This is a genomic window from Paenibacillus sp. FSL F4-0236, assembly GCF_038000135.1.
Taxonomy (GTDB): Bacteria; Bacillota; Bacilli; order Paenibacillales; family Paenibacillaceae; genus Paenibacillus_AQ.
This window is the reverse complement of record NZ_JBBOBK010000001.1, coordinates 4,790,792-4,809,516: the sequence shown is the minus strand read 5'-3', so window position 1 is coordinate 4,809,516 and position 18,725 is coordinate 4,790,792. Positions and strand designations below refer to the sequence as shown.

The window sequence follows — 18,725 nt, the reverse complement described above, 5'->3', positions numbered from 1 at the left end:
GCTGTCTGCCAGAACATATTTGGTTATTTTCATGCCAATAGCGACTAGAGGGTCCGTTAGTATGCCAAATAATCGATTATGCTGCGTAAAAGGTCAACTGGCTCCGATAGCGGCCTCATAGGCGATACAGCCTTATTTAAGCTTCCCCATCGACAAATTGACTCTGTAATTTCCGAACTTTAGCAGCTCGTCGAGAAAGTTATTCAAATCCTCTTGGCTTCCCGTACGAACACGTATCCAATAGCAGCCTTCTCCACTGACGCGATGCATTTCTTTTACGCTGTCATGCTGCTTTGCGAATGTTTGAAAGGCTGGATGTACCGTATTCGAACCTAGAAAGACCGTTATAAAGGCATTGATCGCCTCACCAACTTTATCTGGATTCCAGCGGACGGTGTAGCCTTCAATCACTCCGGTGTCCTGCATTTTGCGAATACGTGCACCCACTGCTTGGCCTGTCATATGCACTTGCTGCCCAATGTCTCTGTGACTGATCGTGGAATCATCAATTAGAAGCTGTAAGATGCGAAAATCCACATCATCTATGGAATAAGAACTCGTCATTATTTAAAATCCTTTCTGCGTGAAAGTAGAACAGGCCAATCTCTTTCCAATCTCAATGTATTCTGTTTCAAGGTCCAACTATAATTAATTGTAGCAGAAGATATCTGAAAGAAAGAAGGGCTTACGATGAAAATACAGCATATTCGCAACGCGACCCTATGGATGGAGTATGGGGGAAGTACATTTCTTATTGATCCTATGTTGAGTGAGCAGGGCGCTAATCCTCCCATTTTTAATACGGAAAATGACCGTCGGAATCCGCTTGTATCGTTACCGGGATCAGTAGACAAATGGCTGAATCCTAATGCAATAATAGTCACGCATCTTCATCCAGATCATTGGGATGCCGCTGCCGTTTCCTTGCTGCCGCATAATCTCCCGTTATTTTGTCAGGAGGGGGACAGGGATACCCTAGTAGAGCAGGGATTTGAGAACGTCTCGGAAATCACCGATAAGCTGACATTCCAAGGAGTAACTATAACACGTACCGGTGGACAGCATGGAACCGGAGAGATTGGCAAGCTGATGGGGAAGGTATCCGGGTTTGTCTTTCAGGCGGAAAACGAACCAGTTGTGTATTTGGCAGGAGACACGATTTGGGGTGATGAGGTGAAGATTGCACTCGATGCCTTTAAACCTGAGGTGACGATCGTTAATGCTGGTGGAGCGCAGTTTTTAACTGGAGGTCATATCACAATGAATGAGCAGGATGTCGTAGACTTATGCGAATATGCTTCTTCTACTAAGGTGATCGCTGTACACATGGACGCCATCAACCATTGCCTTGTTACCAGGGATAAGCTAAGAGCTCACTTGGAGAAGGAGGAGCTACAGGATCGAGTACAGCTTCCGCAAGACGGGGAATGGTGTTACGTATAAACTAAAGGGGGGAGTGATCCCCTCTTAAATCTAGCTAATGGCAGAAATAATGCATGAATTTGAAAACGATCACAAAAATTATTTTACCTGCTTGACTAGACCTTGAAATCATGATAAATTAATTCATGTTCACTTCTAATTTACTTCTAATGTTCCCTGATAGCTCAGTTGGTAGAGCACTCGACTGTTAATCGAGTTGTCACAGGTTCGAGTCCTGTTCGGGGAGCCATTTTTATGGAGAGATACCCAAGTGGCTATAAGGGGACCCTCTGCTAAGGGGTTAGACTGCGTAAGCGGTGCGTGGGTTCGAATCCCACTCTCTCCGTTCTGAATTACATAAGAAGAGCTTCCATTATGGGGGCTCTTTTTTTGTTACGTAAAATTATTTTCGGTTGCTAAATGTGATATATATGGAATTGAGGAAGTACCGGGACAGATCACACGAATGTGTGATTTGTCTTTTTTAATCTGAATTATCAGTGATTATATTCTATATTTTGGAAGGTAAATAGAGTGAGAAAGGCGAAAGTTTACTGAAGTATACGCAAAATAGAAGACGTTTGAGAAATCGATTTTAGCATCAAATACATCAGTGGTATCCTGAATCTAGAGACTATTAGACTGTATAGGAACAGATGATTAGGTGAGTGGTAGTTTGGAGTTGTGGGAGATTGACGAAAAAATTTGAAATGAGGAAAATTCATGGATACCAAACATAGGCAGGATCGACTTCAATATCTATTACAACATCAAGACAAAAAGAATAAAAAGATTATAACAAGTTCTTTGTTTGATGAATGCATACAAACTCTTGGAAAGCAGACCCTTATATTTAGTTCAGAGAAATCAAAGGAAATATATAAAGATTTTAGTGCAGAGTATGAAATCACATTTTATGGTCGAATCGAATGGTCAAATTATGATTTTATAGAAATAACGGCAGAAGTAATAGAAAACAACACAAGATATATTGATAGATCAAATGAGATGTATGTACTGTGGAGTCATGGCGAAAATCCAGTTATACAAACTACGTTAGAATCTGCATTAAAGAACTTAAATAATATAACTGCGGTCTCACCAGATATATGGTTTTATCGACCAAATGAATTTGTGATTGAGATCTTTCATGATGGAGTAATAAGAGGACATAAAAAATATTGAAATATTGTTTATGTGATTCATGAAGTCGTCAGCAAGACGAATTATATTCATGATCAAAAAGGCGATCATAAAAAAACATCTGTGGGAGCGTAATTAATGGATAATATATTATTGATAATATCTGGAGTTCTTCTTTTATTATTTAGTTTTTCAATGTTTATATTAATAATTCGAAGTGCAATTGATGGATCAAATATGTCAAAAAAAATGGATGTTTTAATTGATGAAATTAGAATGCTTAGAACAGAAATTAAGAACAACAAACATATAATTGATAAGAAAATTTGAGAGTGTTTCATTGAAGTAGAAACTTTCGATAGCATAGCGTCTACGCATCGTAGTCTTACTGATGGTCCACTCAAGGAATTTCGAATAGAGTTGAATCAGGAGAATAACCCTGCGAGGCTACCTACGTAAAACACATAAAGTTCATAGGATCTGCAAGGTGAAGTTTTTTTGTATGAATTCTATGCGTCTTTGAGCTTTGAAAAAAGGAAATAACCAAAAGGTGAACAAGCATTATAAAGGCGTAATCAAAGCAGAATTAACCTGCGGATAACGTCGTATTTCTGCTTTGTAAATTAACCGATGCTACGCAACTGAAGCGGCTTGGACGTCAGAAATGCATATGGCATACGACTTAATCTGAAAGGGTTTTATAATGCCATATTATAATTTTATTGTTGGACTACAGTCACAAATTCATTTAGCCTTAAAACCAGAAGGTATTGATCGTTAAATGAATCACTTTGATCAAAATTCTGAGAATTCAATATCCTGGTTTGTGGGTTTCTAGTGGTCACTTAAATGAGATAGGTTACTATTTATAATAGAGTGGTTAACCACTCAGAAACGTTAGTCGAAATGTTAGAGATAAACCATCAGGAGGAACTTATGTCGATTAATCCTAAGATATTTTATAGCACAAATGAAGAAACAGATTACGTCAGAAAAAAACTTATTGAATTTAACTCTAAACAAGTACCAAACGGCATTTATGAGGAGATAAATTTATGCTTGAAGGATGATAACGGAGATATTGTTGCCGGTATCAACAGTGCGATATGTTGGAATTGGATGGAAATTGGTATTTTGTGGGTGGGCGATAACTATCGTAGTCAAGGTTACGGGAAAAGATTATTGGAAGAAGCAGAGAAAGTTGCCAAAGCAAAGAAATGTACTTTTATCAAATTAGATACATTCAGTTTTCAAGCGCCCGAATTTTATAAGAAGTATGGATATAAAGTAATTGCAACTATCGAAGATGCTCCGCTTGGAAGTAAACACTTTTACTACAAGAAGGATCTTAGCTATGATTAAGGTGGCTTGAGGAAGGCATAAACCTAAAATCAAAGGAGAGAAACAACTGTGGAGCTTTTTAAACAAATACCCTTGTATAGATTTTTGGCATTATGTAATGAAAGTGGCATGGAAAAGACCATATTAGATTGTGGGGCAGGAGGAGATACTCCTCCACTAAGTTTGTTTGCGAGTTATGGATACGCTACATACGGAATAGAGATGAATGTTGAACAAATGAACAGAGCTAATCAGTTCGCAGCAGAAAGAGGGCAGAATTTAAACATACATCAGGGTGACATGAGACAGTTGGCATTAAACGATGAGTCGATGAGTTTTGTGTATTCTTATAATTCTATTTTTCATATGAAAAAACAAGATGTGAAAGAAGCGATAAATGAATTGAAACGGGTGCTAAAACCTGGTGGCTTATTATTTGTTAATTTTTTAACTATCAAGGATTTTCGAGTCGGTGACGGAGTTGATTTAGGAGAACATCAGTATGAGCAAATGGAAGATGATGAATTAGTAATTCACTCTTATTATGATTATGATGAGGCGGACTCTATGTTTTCTGATATGCAATTAATATATAAAGAAGATCGAGTGCTTGAAAGAAAGTTTGAAGGCGAATGGATACGACAAGGGTTTATCGATTACATATATATAAAATAGAGATATGATTCAACCTAAATTTGTTTCTCTAGGAGTTAATAGATATGAAACGTATCTATAAACATATAGAAGAATATACCGATCATGAAATCAGAGAGATTTTATTTAGACAAGAATTAGAAGAACTAATTTACTTGCCAATTTCAGTTGGTCTTTATCATCATAGTTGGAAGTTTGCTCAGGATATATGTATTAAACTAGCTCAGCATGAGGATGCAAGAGTGAGAGCTAATTCAATTTTTGGTTTGGCGCATATAGCAAGAACTAAAGGTCGATTAGATAAGAGACTAGTAAAACCAATCATTTTAAAAGAATTAAGATATAACGAAATCCATAGAGGGATAATATTAGATGCGATAAGTGATATAAATATATTTATGAAGTGGGAAATTGGAAGGAAGCATAATTTGTAGTCAGAGGAGTTGGTTTACATTATATAGCAAGGGCATATTTAACTGGATAAGTTAGAAAAGAGGTGTTTTTTTTTGGTGAACGAGATGGTAGTTATGTAACTTATACGCAGAAACATAGAGATATCATAATTACAGGAGTGACTGCAATCAACGATTTTTTGAATCGTAAAGATGTTTCTGAAAAGAGAGGTCTATTATTTTGTTTGGACAGGTACTTGGATCCATATTTCGGATATGATTTGCCGTACTTTGATGATATTATCTTGCTCCTTGAAAAACATCTACTCTTTAATCATAGTAAAGAAATCAACCAAGATATTCTTCAATTACGGCAAAAAATGCACTAATAGAGCTTTCAAAAAAACCGTGAGAGTACCCATATAACAGTTTGTTATTGAGATAATGTATCAAGAGAGTATTAATAAATGCTGTTAAAGATGTTTACTAAAAAAGGAGATGTGCCAATGAATAACAGATCAGACTTGCTAAATCAGTTTAAGGAATGGAATGGATTTGTTCTAGAAATTATTGATTTAGATTGGAAAACACCCATCGCTGAAGGAAAATGGACCATTCATGATGTTGTTAGTCATATTTTGTTGTGGGATAAATACTTCTATGAATCGACGATAGAACCGATAGCATGTGATAAAGCGATAACACTTCAACTTATTGATTTCGATCAATTCAATAATGATGCTGTTACATATGGTAAGACAAAAACCAAAGACGAATTAACAGAATTGACTATGAAGTATCGTAACTTACTATTAGATTGTATAAGTAGCCTTGAAGAGGGGAAATACTCGAAAAAATATGTTGACGGAAGGTTTTCCTTTGAGTCCTATTTAAAGGATTTTATATCGCATGACCGACATCATATGATGCAGATTAAAGAATTGGAATTAAAAGGGAGAATATGAACAACTTATTCTCCTTCCGTTTATCGGTTGGGAACAAGCTTTTTTTGTATGTACCAATGAGACAAATGTTATATCCAATCTAGCAGCCTCTTAAATATCCCTCGTTCTTACACAGACAGCTATACTTTCGTTTACACATCAAGGGGATATGTCTTATTATAACGGTCTTGTGGCGCAGATTTTTCTATTGAACTTATTCGTTACGAGGATCATGGTCCTAGAAGGAAGCTTCTTTATGTTCATGAGATACACAGCACTCCAGGGAACAATATGAGGAGATAAAGGTCAGAATTAGATCTGATTGGGATATAGAGATGGATAGAGATGATTGAAGAATCGAAGAATGCTACAGGCTGAAGTGGTGTGAAAAAAAAGTGCTTGCCATGTCTTATTATTTCTGGTATCATAATTTTTGTTGTCACGTTAGACAACCTTGCTAAGGCCCGTTGGTCAAGGGGTTAAGACACCTCCCTTTCACGGAGGTAACATGGGTTCGAATCCCATACGGGTCATATTATGCGGTAGTGGTGGAATGGCAGACACGCTATCTTGAGGGGGTAGTGGGTGTATACCCGTGGAGGTTCGAGTCCTCTCTACCGCATACAAATAAAAAAGTAAGAAATCCTTTGCTTCGCAGAGGTTTTCTTACTTTTTTTTATAGGGTTAGACAAGTTGATTAATTCTTGAAGGCTCTTGCATATTGGGGATAGAGCTGTCTGACACAGTCTGGGCAAATATCATGGGTGAATTGCAGAGAAAGCTGATGTTTTAAAAAATGTTCAATGTTGATCCATTCATCCTTAGAATTTCGAATGGATTTGCAGGAAGCGCAGATGGGGATTAACTCTTGTGTTGGCTGACATGTCGAACAGATGCTTGTGATCCCCGACATCTTAGTTCCTTCTATAAATACACCCAAATCATATAGAGAAATTATAAAAGCAGCTTCTAGGTAATAATCAGAGAGCAGCGGATAGATTTCCAAACGAAAGATACGCGTCCCTTTATAGGCGGTTTGTATGATGAACTCAGAGGTATAAATCTGTTGCTCTCTGCGGAGTATAATTTTCACCGAATCATAAAGCTTGGCCCATTGATCGGAATCGATGATCACATCTTGCAGAAGCTCCGAATAATAAGCTCCAATCCATTGTTTGTGAGGGGAGAGGCCGTATTCATGACTAAATGCTTTCCACTTCCTGTTGGTGAACTGGATAACTCCTTGGCTGTTGATGACCACTGCATTGTGCGGCAGATATTCAAGTGAATGGATAATGGAAGATGATAAGCATTTTGACAAAAGTCACCGCTCCCTCCTAGAGATCCTTCGGGATGACATGTTAATTAAGGGGGTCAGACGGCATTACATCAGACACTTGTCACCTGAGTCGCCTCTTATCGTCACTCTAGCCATATGATATAATCGGATAATACATAGTAACACCAATTATATACTTTTTTGCGTTATTTTGCAATAGATAATTACTTAAATAAGTCTTTTTTTATTTTTTTGTGAAGGGCGGTTTACGGATGCAGACCATATACGAACGTATAGAGTACTTAATTAAGCAAAAAGGTCTCACCAAGAAATCATTCTGCGAGCAGTTAAATATAAGCACAGGTAATATGGGAGATTGGAAGCGGGGCAAATCTACTCCGGGAACACATAAATTAATTGAGATCGGCGCTTTTTTTCATGTAAGTCTGGACTGGCTTATTTTAGGTAGAAATACATCTGAAATATTGAAAGAGAGCAATGAGGACTATGATTTCGGAGAAGTGAAGTTGAATGAAGATCGAACGAATGAATTGCTTCCAGAGGAAAAGGAATTCATTAAAGAATACCTAGCATTCACTGAATATCGTAAGCAGAAATGGGCCGACGAAAATTCTTAAATCAACGCCTTTACATTTCGGGGAAGTACATTTATAATAATGAATGTTGACCTCAAACAAAGTTTTATGTTTTATCTCACCGCGCGGTAGTGGTGGAATGGCAGACACGCTATCTTGAGGGGGTAGTGGGTGTATACCCGTGGAGGTTCGAGTCCTCTCTACCGCATACAGAATGACGGAAGAAGCCTTGCGATGCAAGGCTTCTTTTTTATGCTTAACGAGCAATCGGAAAGCTGTATTTTCGTATATTGGATAATGACAAAAAGGATACTGACCGCATATCACTTAGTGGGCTGAGTGATGTGGCCAGTATCCTTTTTTAAAATTTCTTATTGAATGGATTATTTCAGAAGCTTGGAGATATAGGATTCGATCTGCTGAGGAGTAGTTTTAGGAGCAAAACGTTTAAGGACACGGCCTTCTTGATCTACCAGGAACTTGGTGAAGTTCCATTTCACGCTTTTTGAGCCTAGAACACCAGGTGCTTCCTTTGATAAGTATTTGAATAATGGGTGTGCTTCATCACCTTTTACATTAATCTTCTCGAACATTGGGAAGGTTACCCCATAGTTAATCTCGCAGTATTCTGCAATTTCATCACTTGCGCCAGGCTCTTGGCCAGCAAACTGATTGCTTGGAAAACCAAGTACCTCAAATCCACGATCCTTAAATTTCTCGTACACTTCCTGAAGCCCTTTATACTGAGGCGTAAACCCACATTTGCTAGCTGTATTCACAACAAGGAGTACTTTACCTTTGTACTTGGACAATGATTCTTCTGCACCACGAAGAGTGTTGACCTCAAAATCATAAATACTCATGGATGCCACCTCCTTTGTAATTTCCAATATTAATTTATCACAATTTAATTGTACACTATTTATGAGGGGGAGCCAAATAAGAAAATTCTATGAACCATTAACGCCCATTCGGTTTATCAAATCACAGCAAAATGAATGATCATAAATTAAATGTATCTGTATATATTTTATGGAAATAATGACTGAATAAAGGCGTTGATCAGAAAAGAGCAATAAATAGCCTCCGTGTTAGGCGTCTTTGGTTGACATCACTCTTAAAATTCTTTAATATGTCTAAGTATCTGAGAATATGTTGCGTGTGCAATTTACAACCAAAAATTTAAATAATGGGTGATGAAGATGTCTTACAGACCGAATATTACGAATGTGACCAAAGCCAGCAGCAACGATAAGGAAGGATTGTACGAGTTCATTATCAAGCTTGCTGATGGAACGGAGTGCCGTGCGTTTTATAATCGGTTTCCGGAATGGAAAATGACGAACATCAGCCGCCTGCTTAAAACTCCATGTCCAATTTGCCGCAAAGATTTCATCTGTAAATGCATGGAGGCATTCACTGCTGATTTCGAAGGACAAATGATCGGTGATCAATGGATTGAAAAGGCAATTGCTGAATAATTAAAGAACGGTACATGTTGGCGCGGGATTCTATCCCGCGTTTTTGTTTACCCAAAATATGCGATACACTTATCTTTATAGGGAGGGGGAGCTATGAACGAGGAGCTGAACATTATGCAAAATAAGTCCATTGTGTTGATTGATGGGGTGTGTCATCTTTGCCAAGGTTTGATTCGTTTCATCATCCCGCGTGATCCCAAGGCTAAATTTCTATTCGCCCCTTTACAAAGTGAAATTGCCGCTAAGCTAATGAGTGAGGCTGGACTCCAACCTGGGCAGTTGAACACAGTTGTATTGCTGGAGAACGGTGTGTATTATACAGAGTCGGCTGCTGTACTGCGGATTGCACGTAGATTGAGATGGCCTTGGCCTGCTGCGTATATCTTCATTATAGTGCCGCGCCCAATACGGAATACCCTCTACCGCTATGTTGCAAGGAATCGTTACCGTTGGTTCGGGCGCGATGAGCAGTGTCTACTCCCAACACCGGAGATTAAACAAAGATTTTTGTAATCTGGGATTTGGCTAGATGTTATAATGTAACCATAATTTGGTATAATTAAGGACATTTAGCGAGGGGCGAAGGGATGTTGCGAAAGGCAGGGCTTTATCTATTAATAGTTATGCTAGTTTCTTTAGGTACGATGGGAACGGTATCCGCAGATGCTAAGCTCAAGGTAATGGTGAATAATTCGAGCGTGAATTATGGCGTGCAAATCGTCTCTGGACAGACGATGGTTCCGCTGAAGGCTTTTGAGAGCTTCAAGAATACTTCTATTCAGTGGGAAGCCCGTACAAAGCAAGTAACGATCGTTAGAGACTCCATGAAGATTATGCTTGCTGTGGGTTCTCGAACGGCGTGGAAGAACTCCGAATCTGTACAACTGGATGCACCTGCTAGCATCATGGATGGAAGAGTTACAGTGCCGCTGAGATTTATTGCGGAAGCTCTTGGAGCAAGAGTAACGGTAGATGCTACTACGAATACTGTCTGGGTTCAGGAACGTGCAAATGCGAAGCTTGTGCAGAATTATAATAGTAGGGACTTGGTAGTTTCCCGCATTGCTGCTTTACAATTCCCGGTTGAAGAAAGAGAACCGTCCCAATTAACGGGTGATAATGAAGCGTTGTCTATGTCGTATTATTTCCTGAAGGCAGATCTGATGGATATTTCATAATCTATGGGCATTTTGTATCGTATTATGAGATTAAAGACAACATTAGAACAGTCGTATGGGAAGCAGATTTGGACAATTCGAAAGAGGCTGATAAAAAAGATTTTACCGCGATATTCGGACACCCCATTGCAAAGGAATATGGTAAAGCCCCTGTTTTAGCCCCATCCTATGCCTATTATTATACGAGTGTATGGGGAAGTCAGATTATTTGCGGAATCGTTAATGCGGATGGAACGACTAAAGTATCAGGGAAGTCGCTGAACTGGGAGAACAACAAGCCCTTTATCGTGGCTATTCCCGGCGAGACGGAGCTTTAAGCGCTCTACAAGTCATATTAAATATGGAGATGAATTATGAATAAAGGCAAGCCCAAGGGATTTATGCGTTTTGATTGGCCTTTTCATTTTGTGACGATGCCGCTTGCGCTAATTTTGTTTGTGTGGTCGGCGATTTATGCTGTTCAAGAGATACGTGATGATGGTGCTTTAACGGTGCCATTGCTATTATTCGTGATGTCCTTATGCTTACTTTTTGCGATTACAAGAATTCGTATATATGCGACAAAAAATCAGGACCGCGTGGTGAGAGTGGAAGAGCAGTTCCGCTATTTCCGTCTGACAGGCGAAGCTTTGAGCCCAGAGCTTGAAATAGCCCAAATTATAGCGCTACGTTATGCGGGTGATGATGAGTTTCCAGGACTGTGTCAACGGGCGGTGAAGGAGAAGCTCATTCCTGCTGATATTCGGTCTGCCATTAAAAACTGGCGCGAAGATAAGATGAGAGTGTAGTATCCAGCTAGTGTGCGAAAAAACTTATTGCTGCCTTCATATATATATGCTACTATAGCTGTAAATTAAAGGAATAGTAACGGAAGCACCGTTCAATTACCGTATCCACGGTTATTGTCGGTGCTTTTTTTGCTGTCTTTTTTTGAGGAAATAATGGATTTCTTCTTATCGAAAGGAGCGTGGTTTCATGGCGGCAAGGATTGTGCTCGCAGTGCGTGAAAGTCAATATATCGAACCATTATTGCACTATCTTCATCACAGCGAGTACGGAGAAATGCTGCGTATTACGGCTTTTAGCCGAATGGATGCTTTTATCGAATTTATGAGGGGAGAGGACATCCCGGATGCTGTTGTGGGGGACTCTTCTTTTATCGAGGCTTGGCTAGTAGAGGGGAAAATCACGGTTCCATGGGCAGTTTTGAGTGAGGATGGAGGTTATCTCGGTAAGAGTTCTAAAAGCCTGGGAGGGGGAGTGATGATTGCCAAATATCAGGCGCTTCCTTCCCTCCTGGGAGCATTTCTCCAGTTATGTGAAGTTCAGAGAGGTAGAGGATCTTCTGTGCTAGATGAAACGCTGTTGCTGGGGGTTGTTTCTGCTAGCGGCAACATGGGCAAAACAACGATAGCATTGAATATGGCGAAGCAGCTTGGTGAAATGGGCCTTTCGGTGTTTTATCTGAACCTTGAGAGTGTAGACAGCAGTGGGTTGTTTCTCAGAATCCCTACAGGTCATACGGCTGGACTAGAGCGACTGCTATATGAAATAAAGGCTAATCGAGACAAGGATGAAGCGGATACGATTGAATTAGGACAATACTTCATTAGATATGATCACCTCCGAACTGCTGCTTTCAGACCAGTTATTAATGTGAAGGAAATGCTGCAGATGACTTTGCAAGATACGCTGGATTTGTTAGAGCGGCTGGTTGCGGAGAGAAACTTTGATGTTGTTATTGTGGACACCGGCAGCATCGAGGAAGAGCGTGCGAAAGCTGTGCTGCAGCGAAGTGGGGTTCTACTTTGGGTCCTGAAAAATGATGATGTAAGCATGTATAAGACTATGAGATGGCTGTCGCATTGCACCGCTCCTAACTCTGGCATGTCCCCCCATGTGATGGACAAGAGTAAATTTGTAGTGAATTTTGCAGTGGATCGTTTGGAAGAGTGGGTGCCTCCTGAAGGAATTATCATTGAAGGCGTATGTCCCTTTATCCCATCATGGACGCTGCAACACCGTGAGGAGCTCTTTTTGAACTCTCCACAATTTCAGCAGGAGATCTTGCAGTTGTGCAAGCGGATTGTAGAGCCAGCACTCCCATTAGTTTTTACAGGGAAGAATATCCATGAATGAGGAGATGTTCAGGGCGCTGCGTAGTGAGATTCGTGCAGGGCTTGATGTGACTTCTGCAGTTGGAAACCGTGAGCTTACTGGGTTTATCGAACGAACGATTCTAGAAAGTGAAAGCCTCCGTTACTTAACAGCACAGGAGAAGCATGAGTTAGTTAAGAGACTATTTGACTCCTTCCGAGGATTGGATGTGCTTCAGCCATTAGTGGATAATCCGGCGATCACGGAGATTATGATCAATAGTCATACTGAGATTTTTATAGAAGAGGAGGGTCAGATTCGTCGTCTTCCTTTGGAATTTGAATCCAGTAGCAGGCTGGAGGACATTATCCAAACGGTAGTATCCGGTGTTAACAGGGTAGTAAATGACTCCTCTCCTATCGTTGATGCCCGGTTGAAGGATGGATCCCGTGTGAATATTGTACTTCCGCCAGTCTCACTGAAGGGACCAGCGATGACCATACGTAAATTCCCGGAGAAGCCGATGACGATGAATGAATTGGTGAGTCATGAAGCTTTAAGTCAGGAAGCAGCAGAGCTACTGCAAATCTTAGTAGCTGCTAAATACAACATTTTTATAAGCGGGGGAACGGGCTCGGGAAAGACCACCTTTCTAAATGCGTTATCTCAGTTTATCCCTTCACAGGAGAGGGTCATCACAATAGAAGATTCTGCTGAGCTACAGATTGTAACGGTGCCAAATCTTGTTTCCCTGGAGACTAGGAACGCGAATACGGAAGGTAAAGGGGAGATTTCCATTCGAGATTTGATTCGTTCTTCGCTGCGGATGAGACCCAATCGAATTGTTGTGGGTGAGGTACGGGGAGCGGAATGCCTCGATATGCTACAGGCGATGAACACTGGACACGATGGAAGCTTGTCCACAGGGCATAGTAACAGCGCGCACGATATGGTCAGTCGACTGGAGACGATGGTGTTAAGTGCTGCGGATCTGCCGGTAACGGTTGTTCGTCAGCAAATCTCATCGGCGATTGATATATTCGTACACTTATCCAGGCTCCGTGATCGTTCTAGGCGAGTGATGGAGATTAGTGAGGTTGCAGGCCTGAAAGATGGAGAAGTGGTCTTGAACCCTCTATATGAATTTCGAGAGTCCGGTGAACGAGAGGGCCGGGTACAAGGAGGGCTGGTTTCTTGCGCAAACCCGCTTATGCATACAGCAAAGCTTAGAATGGCTGGTGTGACCTCCTATCCGTTATCACAGGCTGGATTCTGAATTCTAAAAGGGGGAAGAGGTAATGTTTAAGATTAAGTTTGCTGCTGAAAAGCCTAAGAAAGCTGATTCCAGAGGCCATTCATTATTGCCGGATTATACGGTATATGAGTTGACCTTGATACAGAAAACTCTGGCTATTGCAGTAGGTGGTTTGCTGCTGTTTGGAGTGGGATATCTTTTTTATCATCATTGGATACTGTCGTTACTACTTATGCCAGGTGGGCTGTATGCACCTCGTATGCTGCGTAATTATTTGCTGAAAAGACGCCGGAGTATGCTTAATTTACAGTTTAAACAGACGTTATTTTCATTGTCTTCCTCACTCTCAGCAGGGCGATCGGTCGAAAATGCTTTCCGGGAAGCGGTCCAAGACTTACGTATGCTGGACCCGGAGGGGGGCGGCGATATGATCTCGGAGCTAAATATTATCTGTACGCGCATGGAATACGGTCAGCCAGTGGAGGAAGCGCTTCGGGATTTCAGTGAAAGAGCAGGAATGGAAGATATTGAGCGGTTCGCTGACGTGTTCACTGTATGTAAACGTACAGGCGGTGATCTGGTAGAAGTAGTGCGCCGTACGTCTACGATTATTGGAGAGAAGCTGGATATTCAGCAAGATATTACTGTAAGCATTTCACAGAAGAAATTCGAAGCGAAAGCGCTGTTAATATCTCCACTAATTATGGTGATCTTTATGAGTTTGACTGCAGGAGACTACATGCAGCCCATGTACACAGGAGCGGGTATAGCCATATCGACGCTTGCATCAGTAGCTTTGTTTTTATGTTATCTCTGGACTACTAAAATAATGGACATTCCGCTGTGAAGGGGATGAAATCATGCGATGGCTATGTGCAGTAGTCACTATATTTTTACTTGTTGTCTGGGCTCTGTTACGAATTAAATGCGGAAAAAGATATGACGGATTAAGAGAACTTCCTATGGAAGGATTACGACTTCGGAAGCTGGGTGAACCGCTGCTGCTGCTCATTGAGAAAACCGGCATTGCCAGTCGTTTTCCATCGTTGATGTTCAGGATTCAACGTTCCCTGCAGCGAAGTTATGGGATGCGTTACAGTGCAGAACGGACCCTGTTGTTCATGGGTGAGATGCTTAGCTATAGTTGGTTGCTGCTTGTGGGTGGAAGTTTGATCACAGGGTTTAGCGGCGATCAGACAGGTCTGATTCTAGGTTTTTTCTTGGCGGTAGCTCTACCAGCTGCTATGGTGAGTGATTTACATAAAAAGGTGAGGGTGAGAGAGCAGAATATTATGCTCGAACTACCAGAACTTCTGAACAGTATTGTATTGCTGGTAGGAGCAGGTGAGACCGTGCAACGGGCGATTATCCGCTGTGTGGAGAGCCACCGGGGTGATGTTAATCACCCATTGTATAAGGAGCTTAGAATCATGACCAGTGAATGGGAAGGCGGGTATTCATTTCAGCAGGCATTTGAGAATTTTAGCAAGAGATGTGCAGTGCAGGAGGTATCGTTGTTCACGACGACGGTTCTTCTGAATTATCGCAGAGGTGGAGCGGATTTTGTGTTATCGCTACGCGATCTATCGCGAATGCTGTGGGATAAACGGAAAGCTATCAGCCGAACACGAGGGGAGCAAGCTTCCTCTAAACTAGTCTTTCCGATGGTAGTTATCTTTTTAATAGTAATTGTACTGGTGGGAACACCAGCATTCATGATGTTAAAAATGTAGGAGGGTGAAACAAATGATGACGACAATGTTGGGTAGTGTGAAGAATCTTTGGAAGGACGAGGAAGGTCTGGGGACACTGGAAATGATTCTGATTATTGCAGTGCTGATTGCGGTCGTTCTTTTGTTTAAGGACAAAATTCAGGAAGTAGTGGAGGCTTTGATTAAAACTGCGGGAGAAAAGAGCCAGGAAGTATTCGATTGAAAAAGCTTAAGGACGATCGAGGCAGCTTTACTATTGAAGCTTCAATTCTACTACCAATGGTCATGTGTATTACAATGCTTCTTCTGTTCTTCTGTTTGTATAGCTACCAGAAGTCTATGCTCCTGCAAGTGGCCTCAGGGACTACTGAGCGTGCGGCTTACAATTGGGACAACAGCCATAAAGAGGTTTCTGGCTCCTATGCTGCCGGTGAGTATGACTCCCTTTATTGGAGAATTGGAGACGATGCTTTGCTAGCCTCTTTATTCGGCGGAGAAGCTGGAAGTGATGGCGCGACAATAGAGCTACCTGGTGAAGTGTCAGAGGAAAGTGATCTACCAGTGCTTAAACTTAGACATTCGTCCTCTATGATTCCGAATAATATGCCGGGAAATTTGAACTACGCATATTCACTTGCAGGACGGAAAGTAAGTGCTGAATTAAATCGTCTACTGCACTTACCTGTACTTGATGAAGTTTTGTCTGATGAGGCAAAGCCAACTGTAAAAACTCAATCTATCATCGCTGAGCCTGTTGAGTTTATCCGTACGGTCGACCTGATGCGTTACTTCGGGGCTAAGTTCAAGGGAGGTTCAGAGGGTACTAGTGGGTCTGGAGTCCACATGGAGAAGAAGGATGCATCCGCGATGATGACCAAGCTTCAGGATAAGTGAATATTTCCTTGCTAATGGATCTTGTATCTATTGAAGGTAGGGATAAGGAGGGAGGTTTTGATGAGGAGCATCTTTACCAGTTGCCTTGTTAGCGGTAAGAGTCGAAAGAAACAGAGGCAGGGTAAAGTCAAAACGGAAGGTTCAGTCTCAATTTTTTTAATTATGGTACTGGCTTTCGTCTTTTTATTTACCGCTGTGCTGATTGACTATGCGCGGATTGCTGCCTTCAATGTTCAGGAGGAACGTTTAGCGAGGGCTAGCGTTCGCTCTGTAATGTCATCTTACGATGTTGAGCTACGAGAAAAGTATGGTTTATTCGCCTTTGGAGAGAGTGACGGGGATATGCTGCTGTCTCAGGTACTCAATGATAATATGCATAAAAGTGGTAGGAGTGACGCGTTCAATCTTGTACCCTTCGCTTTGGAATCGTCGTCTTTGAAATGGAGCAGGCCGCTGGGTAGCTATGATGTTGTGAGTCGACAAATACTGGAGGAAATGAAGTATAAGGCTCCGGTGGATTTTGCTTTGGAATTGGCAGGTAAATTCAAGCCGATGTCAGGAGTAATGGCAGAGGCCTCACGGGCTACTGAACTACTCAGTAAGCTACAGCCGTTATATGACGAGCGAGAAGAGGCTTTGGATCTTATGTTAGAGCAGAGAAGCCTGGCTGCGGAGAGTGGAAGAAGGTTACTTCAATGGATTATGAATCCGCCTGCAGAGTCCATTTCTGCCAGTTCACTCGGAAGTATGCAATCGGCGGCGGATATTCCCGCACAGTATAGTGACTATCTTGGGAAATATTACGATGATCTTTATCGTGATAGTAAAAAGCCTGCAAAGTACACTTATCAATTGTCTCTCTACCGGAGTCGAACTACTGAAATGTTATCGCGGCTTCCTGCCTTATTAACAGCTTTTCGTGAAGACCATGAAAGATCAATGGAGGGAGCGAATAAAGCGTTAAAGAAGGCAGAGCAATTGAATGACGAGATGAGAAATATATTGGAACAGTCACGAATGGAGGGGGTGGATCTATCAAATGATCCTGCTAATGACTGGGATATTCCGGCGAGCTCAGGAGAGATAAGCTCAGACCCGCTTAAAAAGCTGCGTGAGCAGGAAGATGCACTGATTCTCTCCTCAACTGATCTAAGTCAGATGGAGAATAGTATATCTATGCAGCAAAGTTCTTACGAGGCCATTGAACCTATCGTAACAGGAATGTCGGGTGTGCTGTATGAAGCTTTGAGTGAATATGGTGACTCCTATCAAATGATCTCTTCTGTTCTTGAAGCTTCACGCGTAGTGAATAACTATCTACAGAATTACGGTAAGAAGGGAAGTATTATCGTTAGTGATTTGGCTTTAATCGAACAGCACCGTAGCTCGGATAAAGAGCGTAAGCAATTGGAGAGAGAAGCAAAATCGAAGCTGGGTGAAGCGAAAGCATTGCTTGATAAGATTCGAATGATGGGTAACGGAGTGACAGATTCTCTGAAAAGCTATGATACACTTCGTCAATATTACGAGGAGAATATTGCTTTTAATAAGGAATTAGTATCAGATCCACTTGTTAAATCTGAAGTAAGCACTAACCCGTATACTGCTGGGAGTTCGGCGATGGAGGATATGGACGGAATCTATGCAGCGATGGGTGGCATTATGGGAGGGGCTAGAGATAGACTTTTTCAAACCGAGTATTCTGCTCTCTATTTTCAACATTTTGATGTTTCCAAGTTAGCTACTCTAGCACAAGGTTCTGAGGGCACAGCCGAACTTACAGACCAGCTTAATCCTCAAGCGCAAGAGCTGGAATACATTCTTTATGGATTTCATAATCCCGCTGGAAATGTAGCCGCAGCGTATGCTGAAATATTTGCCATGCGGCTGTCTATTCGAACGATGGAAGGTTTTATTGAGAAGGCAAGTTTAGGAAACCCATTGGCTGTTCTGGCCGCAGCACTGTTGTATGGGATCCAGCAAGCTATTCAGGATATGTTGTTACTCTGTGAGAAAGATTCCATACCACTGTCTAAATATTTACCGGCCCAGCTGACTTATCGTGATCATTTGCGTCTGTTCATGATGCTGCATGGAGGCGGGAATGTTCAATTATCTCGGATGCTGGCTCTCATTCGACTGAACACAGGAATAAATCCAGATGAAAGAAGTACGTATGTCTCATCGAATATTAAGCTTGGAATGCGACTATGGTTTCTACCGGGTGTTGTGAAGCTATTGGATTATAGCGCTGGGTATTCTGGAGAAGTGCAAGGCAGTACATATATGAGAGCAGTGCAGGCTGATTTTTCATACTAGCAGGAGGTTGGTAAGGAT

Annotated in this window: 23 protein-coding genes and 5 tRNA genes; 25 read left to right on the top strand and 3 right to left on the bottom strand. The window is 41.4% G+C overall.

The genetic code is table 11. The annotated features are described in order from the left end of the window. Positions 1-132 precede the first annotated feature (132 nt). Complete coding sequence (locus NSQ29_RS21630) at positions 133-564, bottom strand: Lrp/AsnC family transcriptional regulator (RefSeq protein WP_149645207.1); 432 nt, start codon at positions 562-564, stop codon at positions 133-135. 126 nt (positions 565-690) lie between these two features. Between NSQ29_RS21630 and NSQ29_RS21625 the strand changes: the two genes are divergently transcribed. The 11 genes from NSQ29_RS21625 to NSQ29_RS21575 all read left to right on the top strand — a co-directional run bounded on the left by NSQ29_RS21625 (position 691) and on the right by NSQ29_RS21575 (position 6,518). Next, entirely contained in the window at positions 691-1,443 is a 753-nt protein-coding gene (locus NSQ29_RS21625; protein WP_341126054.1) for an MBL fold metallo-hydrolase, read from the top strand. Positions 1,444-1,596: 153 nt separating this feature from the next. Beyond that, a tRNA-Asn gene (locus tag NSQ29_RS21620) sits at positions 1,597-1,672 on the top strand. Between the two features lie 7 nt (positions 1,673-1,679). Beyond that, positions 1,680-1,768 (top strand) — tRNA-Ser (locus NSQ29_RS21615). A gap of 377 nt (positions 1,769-2,145) precedes the next feature. Next, positions 2,146-2,607: a CDI toxin immunity protein gene (locus NSQ29_RS21610; protein WP_341126053.1), complete on the top strand. Its 462-nt coding sequence runs from the start codon at positions 2,146-2,148 to the stop codon at positions 2,605-2,607. Positions 2,608-2,703: 96 nt separating this feature from the next. After that, complete coding sequence (locus NSQ29_RS21605; protein ID WP_339245606.1) at positions 2,704-2,895, top strand: hypothetical protein; 192 nt, start codon at positions 2,704-2,706, stop codon at positions 2,893-2,895. A 606-nt stretch (positions 2,896-3,501) separates the two neighbouring features. Then, entirely contained in the window at positions 3,502-3,927 is a 426-nt protein-coding gene (locus tag NSQ29_RS21600) for a GNAT family N-acetyltransferase (RefSeq protein WP_341126052.1), read from the top strand. Positions 3,928-3,975: 48 nt separating this feature from the next. Then, the gene (locus NSQ29_RS21595) at positions 3,976-4,581 is read left to right on the top strand and encodes a class I SAM-dependent methyltransferase (protein WP_341126051.1); all 606 of its coding nucleotides are present in this window, start codon (positions 3,976-3,978) and stop codon (positions 4,579-4,581) included. 44 nt (positions 4,582-4,625) lie between these two features. Next, positions 4,626-4,994: a hypothetical protein gene (locus NSQ29_RS21590; protein WP_341126050.1), complete on the top strand. Its 369-nt coding sequence runs from the start codon at positions 4,626-4,628 to the stop codon at positions 4,992-4,994. A gap of 464 nt (positions 4,995-5,458) precedes the next feature. Then, positions 5,459-5,917, top strand: coding sequence for a DinB family protein (locus NSQ29_RS21585; protein ID WP_341126049.1), 459 nt, complete (start codon positions 5,459-5,461; stop codon positions 5,915-5,917). Between the two features lie 440 nt (positions 5,918-6,357). Beyond that, positions 6,358-6,429: transfer RNA gene (locus tag NSQ29_RS21580), tRNA-Glu, on the top strand. Positions 6,430-6,435: 6 nt separating this feature from the next. Then, positions 6,436-6,518 (top strand) — tRNA-Leu (locus NSQ29_RS21575). A 75-nt stretch (positions 6,519-6,593) separates the two neighbouring features. On the opposite strand, the gene NSQ29_RS21570 is transcribed toward NSQ29_RS21575, so the two are convergent. Continuing rightward, a complete protein-coding gene (locus NSQ29_RS21570) occupies positions 6,594-7,217 on the bottom strand; it encodes a hypothetical protein (protein ID WP_076284053.1) in 624 nt (207 codons plus the stop codon). A gap of 230 nt (positions 7,218-7,447) precedes the next feature. Between NSQ29_RS21570 and NSQ29_RS21565 the strand changes: the two genes are divergently transcribed. Together NSQ29_RS21565 and NSQ29_RS21560 are read left to right on the top strand one after the other, a co-directional pair. Further along, positions 7,448-7,813: a helix-turn-helix domain-containing protein gene (locus NSQ29_RS21565; protein WP_076298363.1), complete on the top strand. Its 366-nt coding sequence runs from the start codon at positions 7,448-7,450 to the stop codon at positions 7,811-7,813. An 83-nt stretch (positions 7,814-7,896) separates the two neighbouring features. Further along, a tRNA-Leu gene (locus NSQ29_RS21560) sits at positions 7,897-7,979 on the top strand. 175 nt (positions 7,980-8,154) lie between these two features. Here NSQ29_RS21560 and NSQ29_RS21555 read toward each other — a convergent pair. Beyond that, on the bottom strand, positions 8,155-8,634 hold the full coding sequence (locus NSQ29_RS21555; protein WP_341126048.1) for a glutathione peroxidase: 480 nt from the start codon (positions 8,632-8,634) through the stop codon (positions 8,155-8,157). A 339-nt stretch (positions 8,635-8,973) separates the two neighbouring features. Between NSQ29_RS21555 and NSQ29_RS21550 the strand changes: the two genes are divergently transcribed. The 12 genes from NSQ29_RS21550 (at position 8,974) to NSQ29_RS21495 (ending at position 18,707) form a co-directional block, all read left to right on the top strand. After that, positions 8,974-9,252, top strand: a complete 279-nt coding sequence (locus NSQ29_RS21550; protein WP_042124803.1) for a hypothetical protein — start codon at positions 8,974-8,976, stop codon at positions 9,250-9,252. Positions 9,253-9,345: 93 nt separating this feature from the next. Beyond that, positions 9,346-9,765, top strand: coding sequence for a thiol-disulfide oxidoreductase DCC family protein (locus tag NSQ29_RS21545; protein ID WP_340974479.1), 420 nt, complete (start codon positions 9,346-9,348; stop codon positions 9,763-9,765). 110 nt (positions 9,766-9,875) lie between these two features. Further along, on the top strand, positions 9,876-10,430 hold the full coding sequence (locus NSQ29_RS21540) for a copper amine oxidase N-terminal domain-containing protein (RefSeq protein ID WP_341126047.1): 555 nt from the start codon (positions 9,876-9,878) through the stop codon (positions 10,428-10,430). Between the two features lie 68 nt (positions 10,431-10,498). Further along, positions 10,499-10,747, top strand: a complete 249-nt coding sequence (locus NSQ29_RS21535; RefSeq protein WP_341126046.1) for a hypothetical protein — start codon at positions 10,499-10,501, stop codon at positions 10,745-10,747. A gap of 36 nt (positions 10,748-10,783) precedes the next feature. After that, positions 10,784-11,218, top strand: a complete 435-nt coding sequence (locus tag NSQ29_RS21530) for a DUF6526 family protein (protein ID WP_341126045.1) — start codon at positions 10,784-10,786, stop codon at positions 11,216-11,218. Positions 11,219-11,405: 187 nt separating this feature from the next. Then, the gene (locus tag NSQ29_RS21525; RefSeq protein ID WP_341126044.1) at positions 11,406-12,569 is read left to right on the top strand and encodes a hypothetical protein; all 1,164 of its coding nucleotides are present in this window, start codon (positions 11,406-11,408) and stop codon (positions 12,567-12,569) included. Next, entirely contained in the window at positions 12,562-13,803 is a 1,242-nt protein-coding gene (locus NSQ29_RS21520) for a CpaF family protein (RefSeq protein WP_341126043.1), read from the top strand. Before NSQ29_RS21525 ends, NSQ29_RS21520 begins: the two co-directional genes overlap by 8 nt. Positions 13,804-13,825: 22 nt before the next feature. Next, on the top strand, positions 13,826-14,629 hold the full coding sequence (locus NSQ29_RS21515; RefSeq protein ID WP_341126042.1) for a type II secretion system F family protein: 804 nt from the start codon (positions 13,826-13,828) through the stop codon (positions 14,627-14,629). A 10-nt stretch (positions 14,630-14,639) separates the two neighbouring features. Continuing rightward, positions 14,640-15,515: a type II secretion system F family protein gene (locus NSQ29_RS21510; RefSeq protein ID WP_445739199.1), complete on the top strand. Its 876-nt coding sequence runs from the start codon at positions 14,640-14,642 to the stop codon at positions 15,513-15,515. A 13-nt stretch (positions 15,516-15,528) separates the two neighbouring features. Further along, a complete protein-coding gene (locus NSQ29_RS21505) occupies positions 15,529-15,717 on the top strand; it encodes a Flp1 family type IVb pilin (RefSeq protein WP_341126040.1) in 189 nt (62 codons plus the stop codon). Beyond that, entirely contained in the window at positions 15,714-16,388 is a 675-nt protein-coding gene (locus NSQ29_RS21500; RefSeq protein ID WP_341126039.1) for a TadE family protein, read from the top strand. Before NSQ29_RS21505 ends, NSQ29_RS21500 begins: the two co-directional genes overlap by 4 nt. Before the next feature lie 60 nt (positions 16,389-16,448). Then, positions 16,449-18,707, top strand: coding sequence for a hypothetical protein (locus NSQ29_RS21495; RefSeq protein WP_341126038.1), 2,259 nt, complete (start codon positions 16,449-16,451; stop codon positions 18,705-18,707). Positions 18,708-18,725 lie beyond the last annotated feature (18 nt).

What these genes read in the sequence shown, in the direction of transcription:
- NSQ29_RS21600 (WP_341126052.1), top strand. Translation starts at nt 3,502, where the DNA reads ATGTCGATTAATCCTAAGATATTTTATAGCACAAATGAAGAAACAGAT.
- NSQ29_RS21555 (WP_341126048.1), bottom strand. Translation starts at nt 8,634, where the DNA reads ATGAGTATTTATGATTTTGAGGTCAACACTCTTCGTGGTGCAGAAGAA.
- NSQ29_RS21590 (WP_341126050.1), top strand. Translation starts at nt 4,626, where the DNA reads ATGAAACGTATCTATAAACATATAGAAGAATATACCGATCATGAAATC.
- NSQ29_RS21550 (WP_042124803.1), top strand. Translation starts at nt 8,974, where the DNA reads ATGTCTTACAGACCGAATATTACGAATGTGACCAAAGCCAGCAGCAAC.
- NSQ29_RS21525 (WP_341126044.1), top strand. Translation starts at nt 11,406, where the DNA reads ATGGCGGCAAGGATTGTGCTCGCAGTGCGTGAAAGTCAATATATCGAA.
- NSQ29_RS21540 (WP_341126047.1), top strand. Translation starts at nt 9,876, where the DNA reads ATGCTAGTTTCTTTAGGTACGATGGGAACGGTATCCGCAGATGCTAAG.
- NSQ29_RS21605 (WP_339245606.1), top strand. Translation starts at nt 2,704, where the DNA reads ATGGATAATATATTATTGATAATATCTGGAGTTCTTCTTTTATTATTT.
- NSQ29_RS21505 (WP_341126040.1), top strand. Translation starts at nt 15,529, where the DNA reads ATGATGACGACAATGTTGGGTAGTGTGAAGAATCTTTGGAAGGACGAG.
- NSQ29_RS21630 (WP_149645207.1), bottom strand. Translation starts at nt 564, where the DNA reads ATGACGAGTTCTTATTCCATAGATGATGTGGATTTTCGCATCTTACAG.
- NSQ29_RS21545 (WP_340974479.1), top strand. Translation starts at nt 9,346, where the DNA reads ATGAACGAGGAGCTGAACATTATGCAAAATAAGTCCATTGTGTTGATT.
- NSQ29_RS21520 (WP_341126043.1), top strand. Translation starts at nt 12,562, where the DNA reads ATGAATGAGGAGATGTTCAGGGCGCTGCGTAGTGAGATTCGTGCAGGG.
- NSQ29_RS21625 (WP_341126054.1), top strand. Translation starts at nt 691, where the DNA reads ATGAAAATACAGCATATTCGCAACGCGACCCTATGGATGGAGTATGGG.
- NSQ29_RS21515 (WP_341126042.1), top strand. Translation starts at nt 13,826, where the DNA reads ATGTTTAAGATTAAGTTTGCTGCTGAAAAGCCTAAGAAAGCTGATTCC.
- NSQ29_RS21565 (WP_076298363.1), top strand. Translation starts at nt 7,448, where the DNA reads ATGCAGACCATATACGAACGTATAGAGTACTTAATTAAGCAAAAAGGT.
- NSQ29_RS21610 (WP_341126053.1), top strand. Translation starts at nt 2,146, where the DNA reads ATGGATACCAAACATAGGCAGGATCGACTTCAATATCTATTACAACAT.
- NSQ29_RS21530 (WP_341126045.1), top strand. Translation starts at nt 10,784, where the DNA reads ATGAATAAAGGCAAGCCCAAGGGATTTATGCGTTTTGATTGGCCTTTT.
- NSQ29_RS21495 (WP_341126038.1), top strand. Translation starts at nt 16,449, where the DNA reads ATGAGGAGCATCTTTACCAGTTGCCTTGTTAGCGGTAAGAGTCGAAAG.
- NSQ29_RS21585 (WP_341126049.1), top strand. Translation starts at nt 5,459, where the DNA reads ATGAATAACAGATCAGACTTGCTAAATCAGTTTAAGGAATGGAATGGA.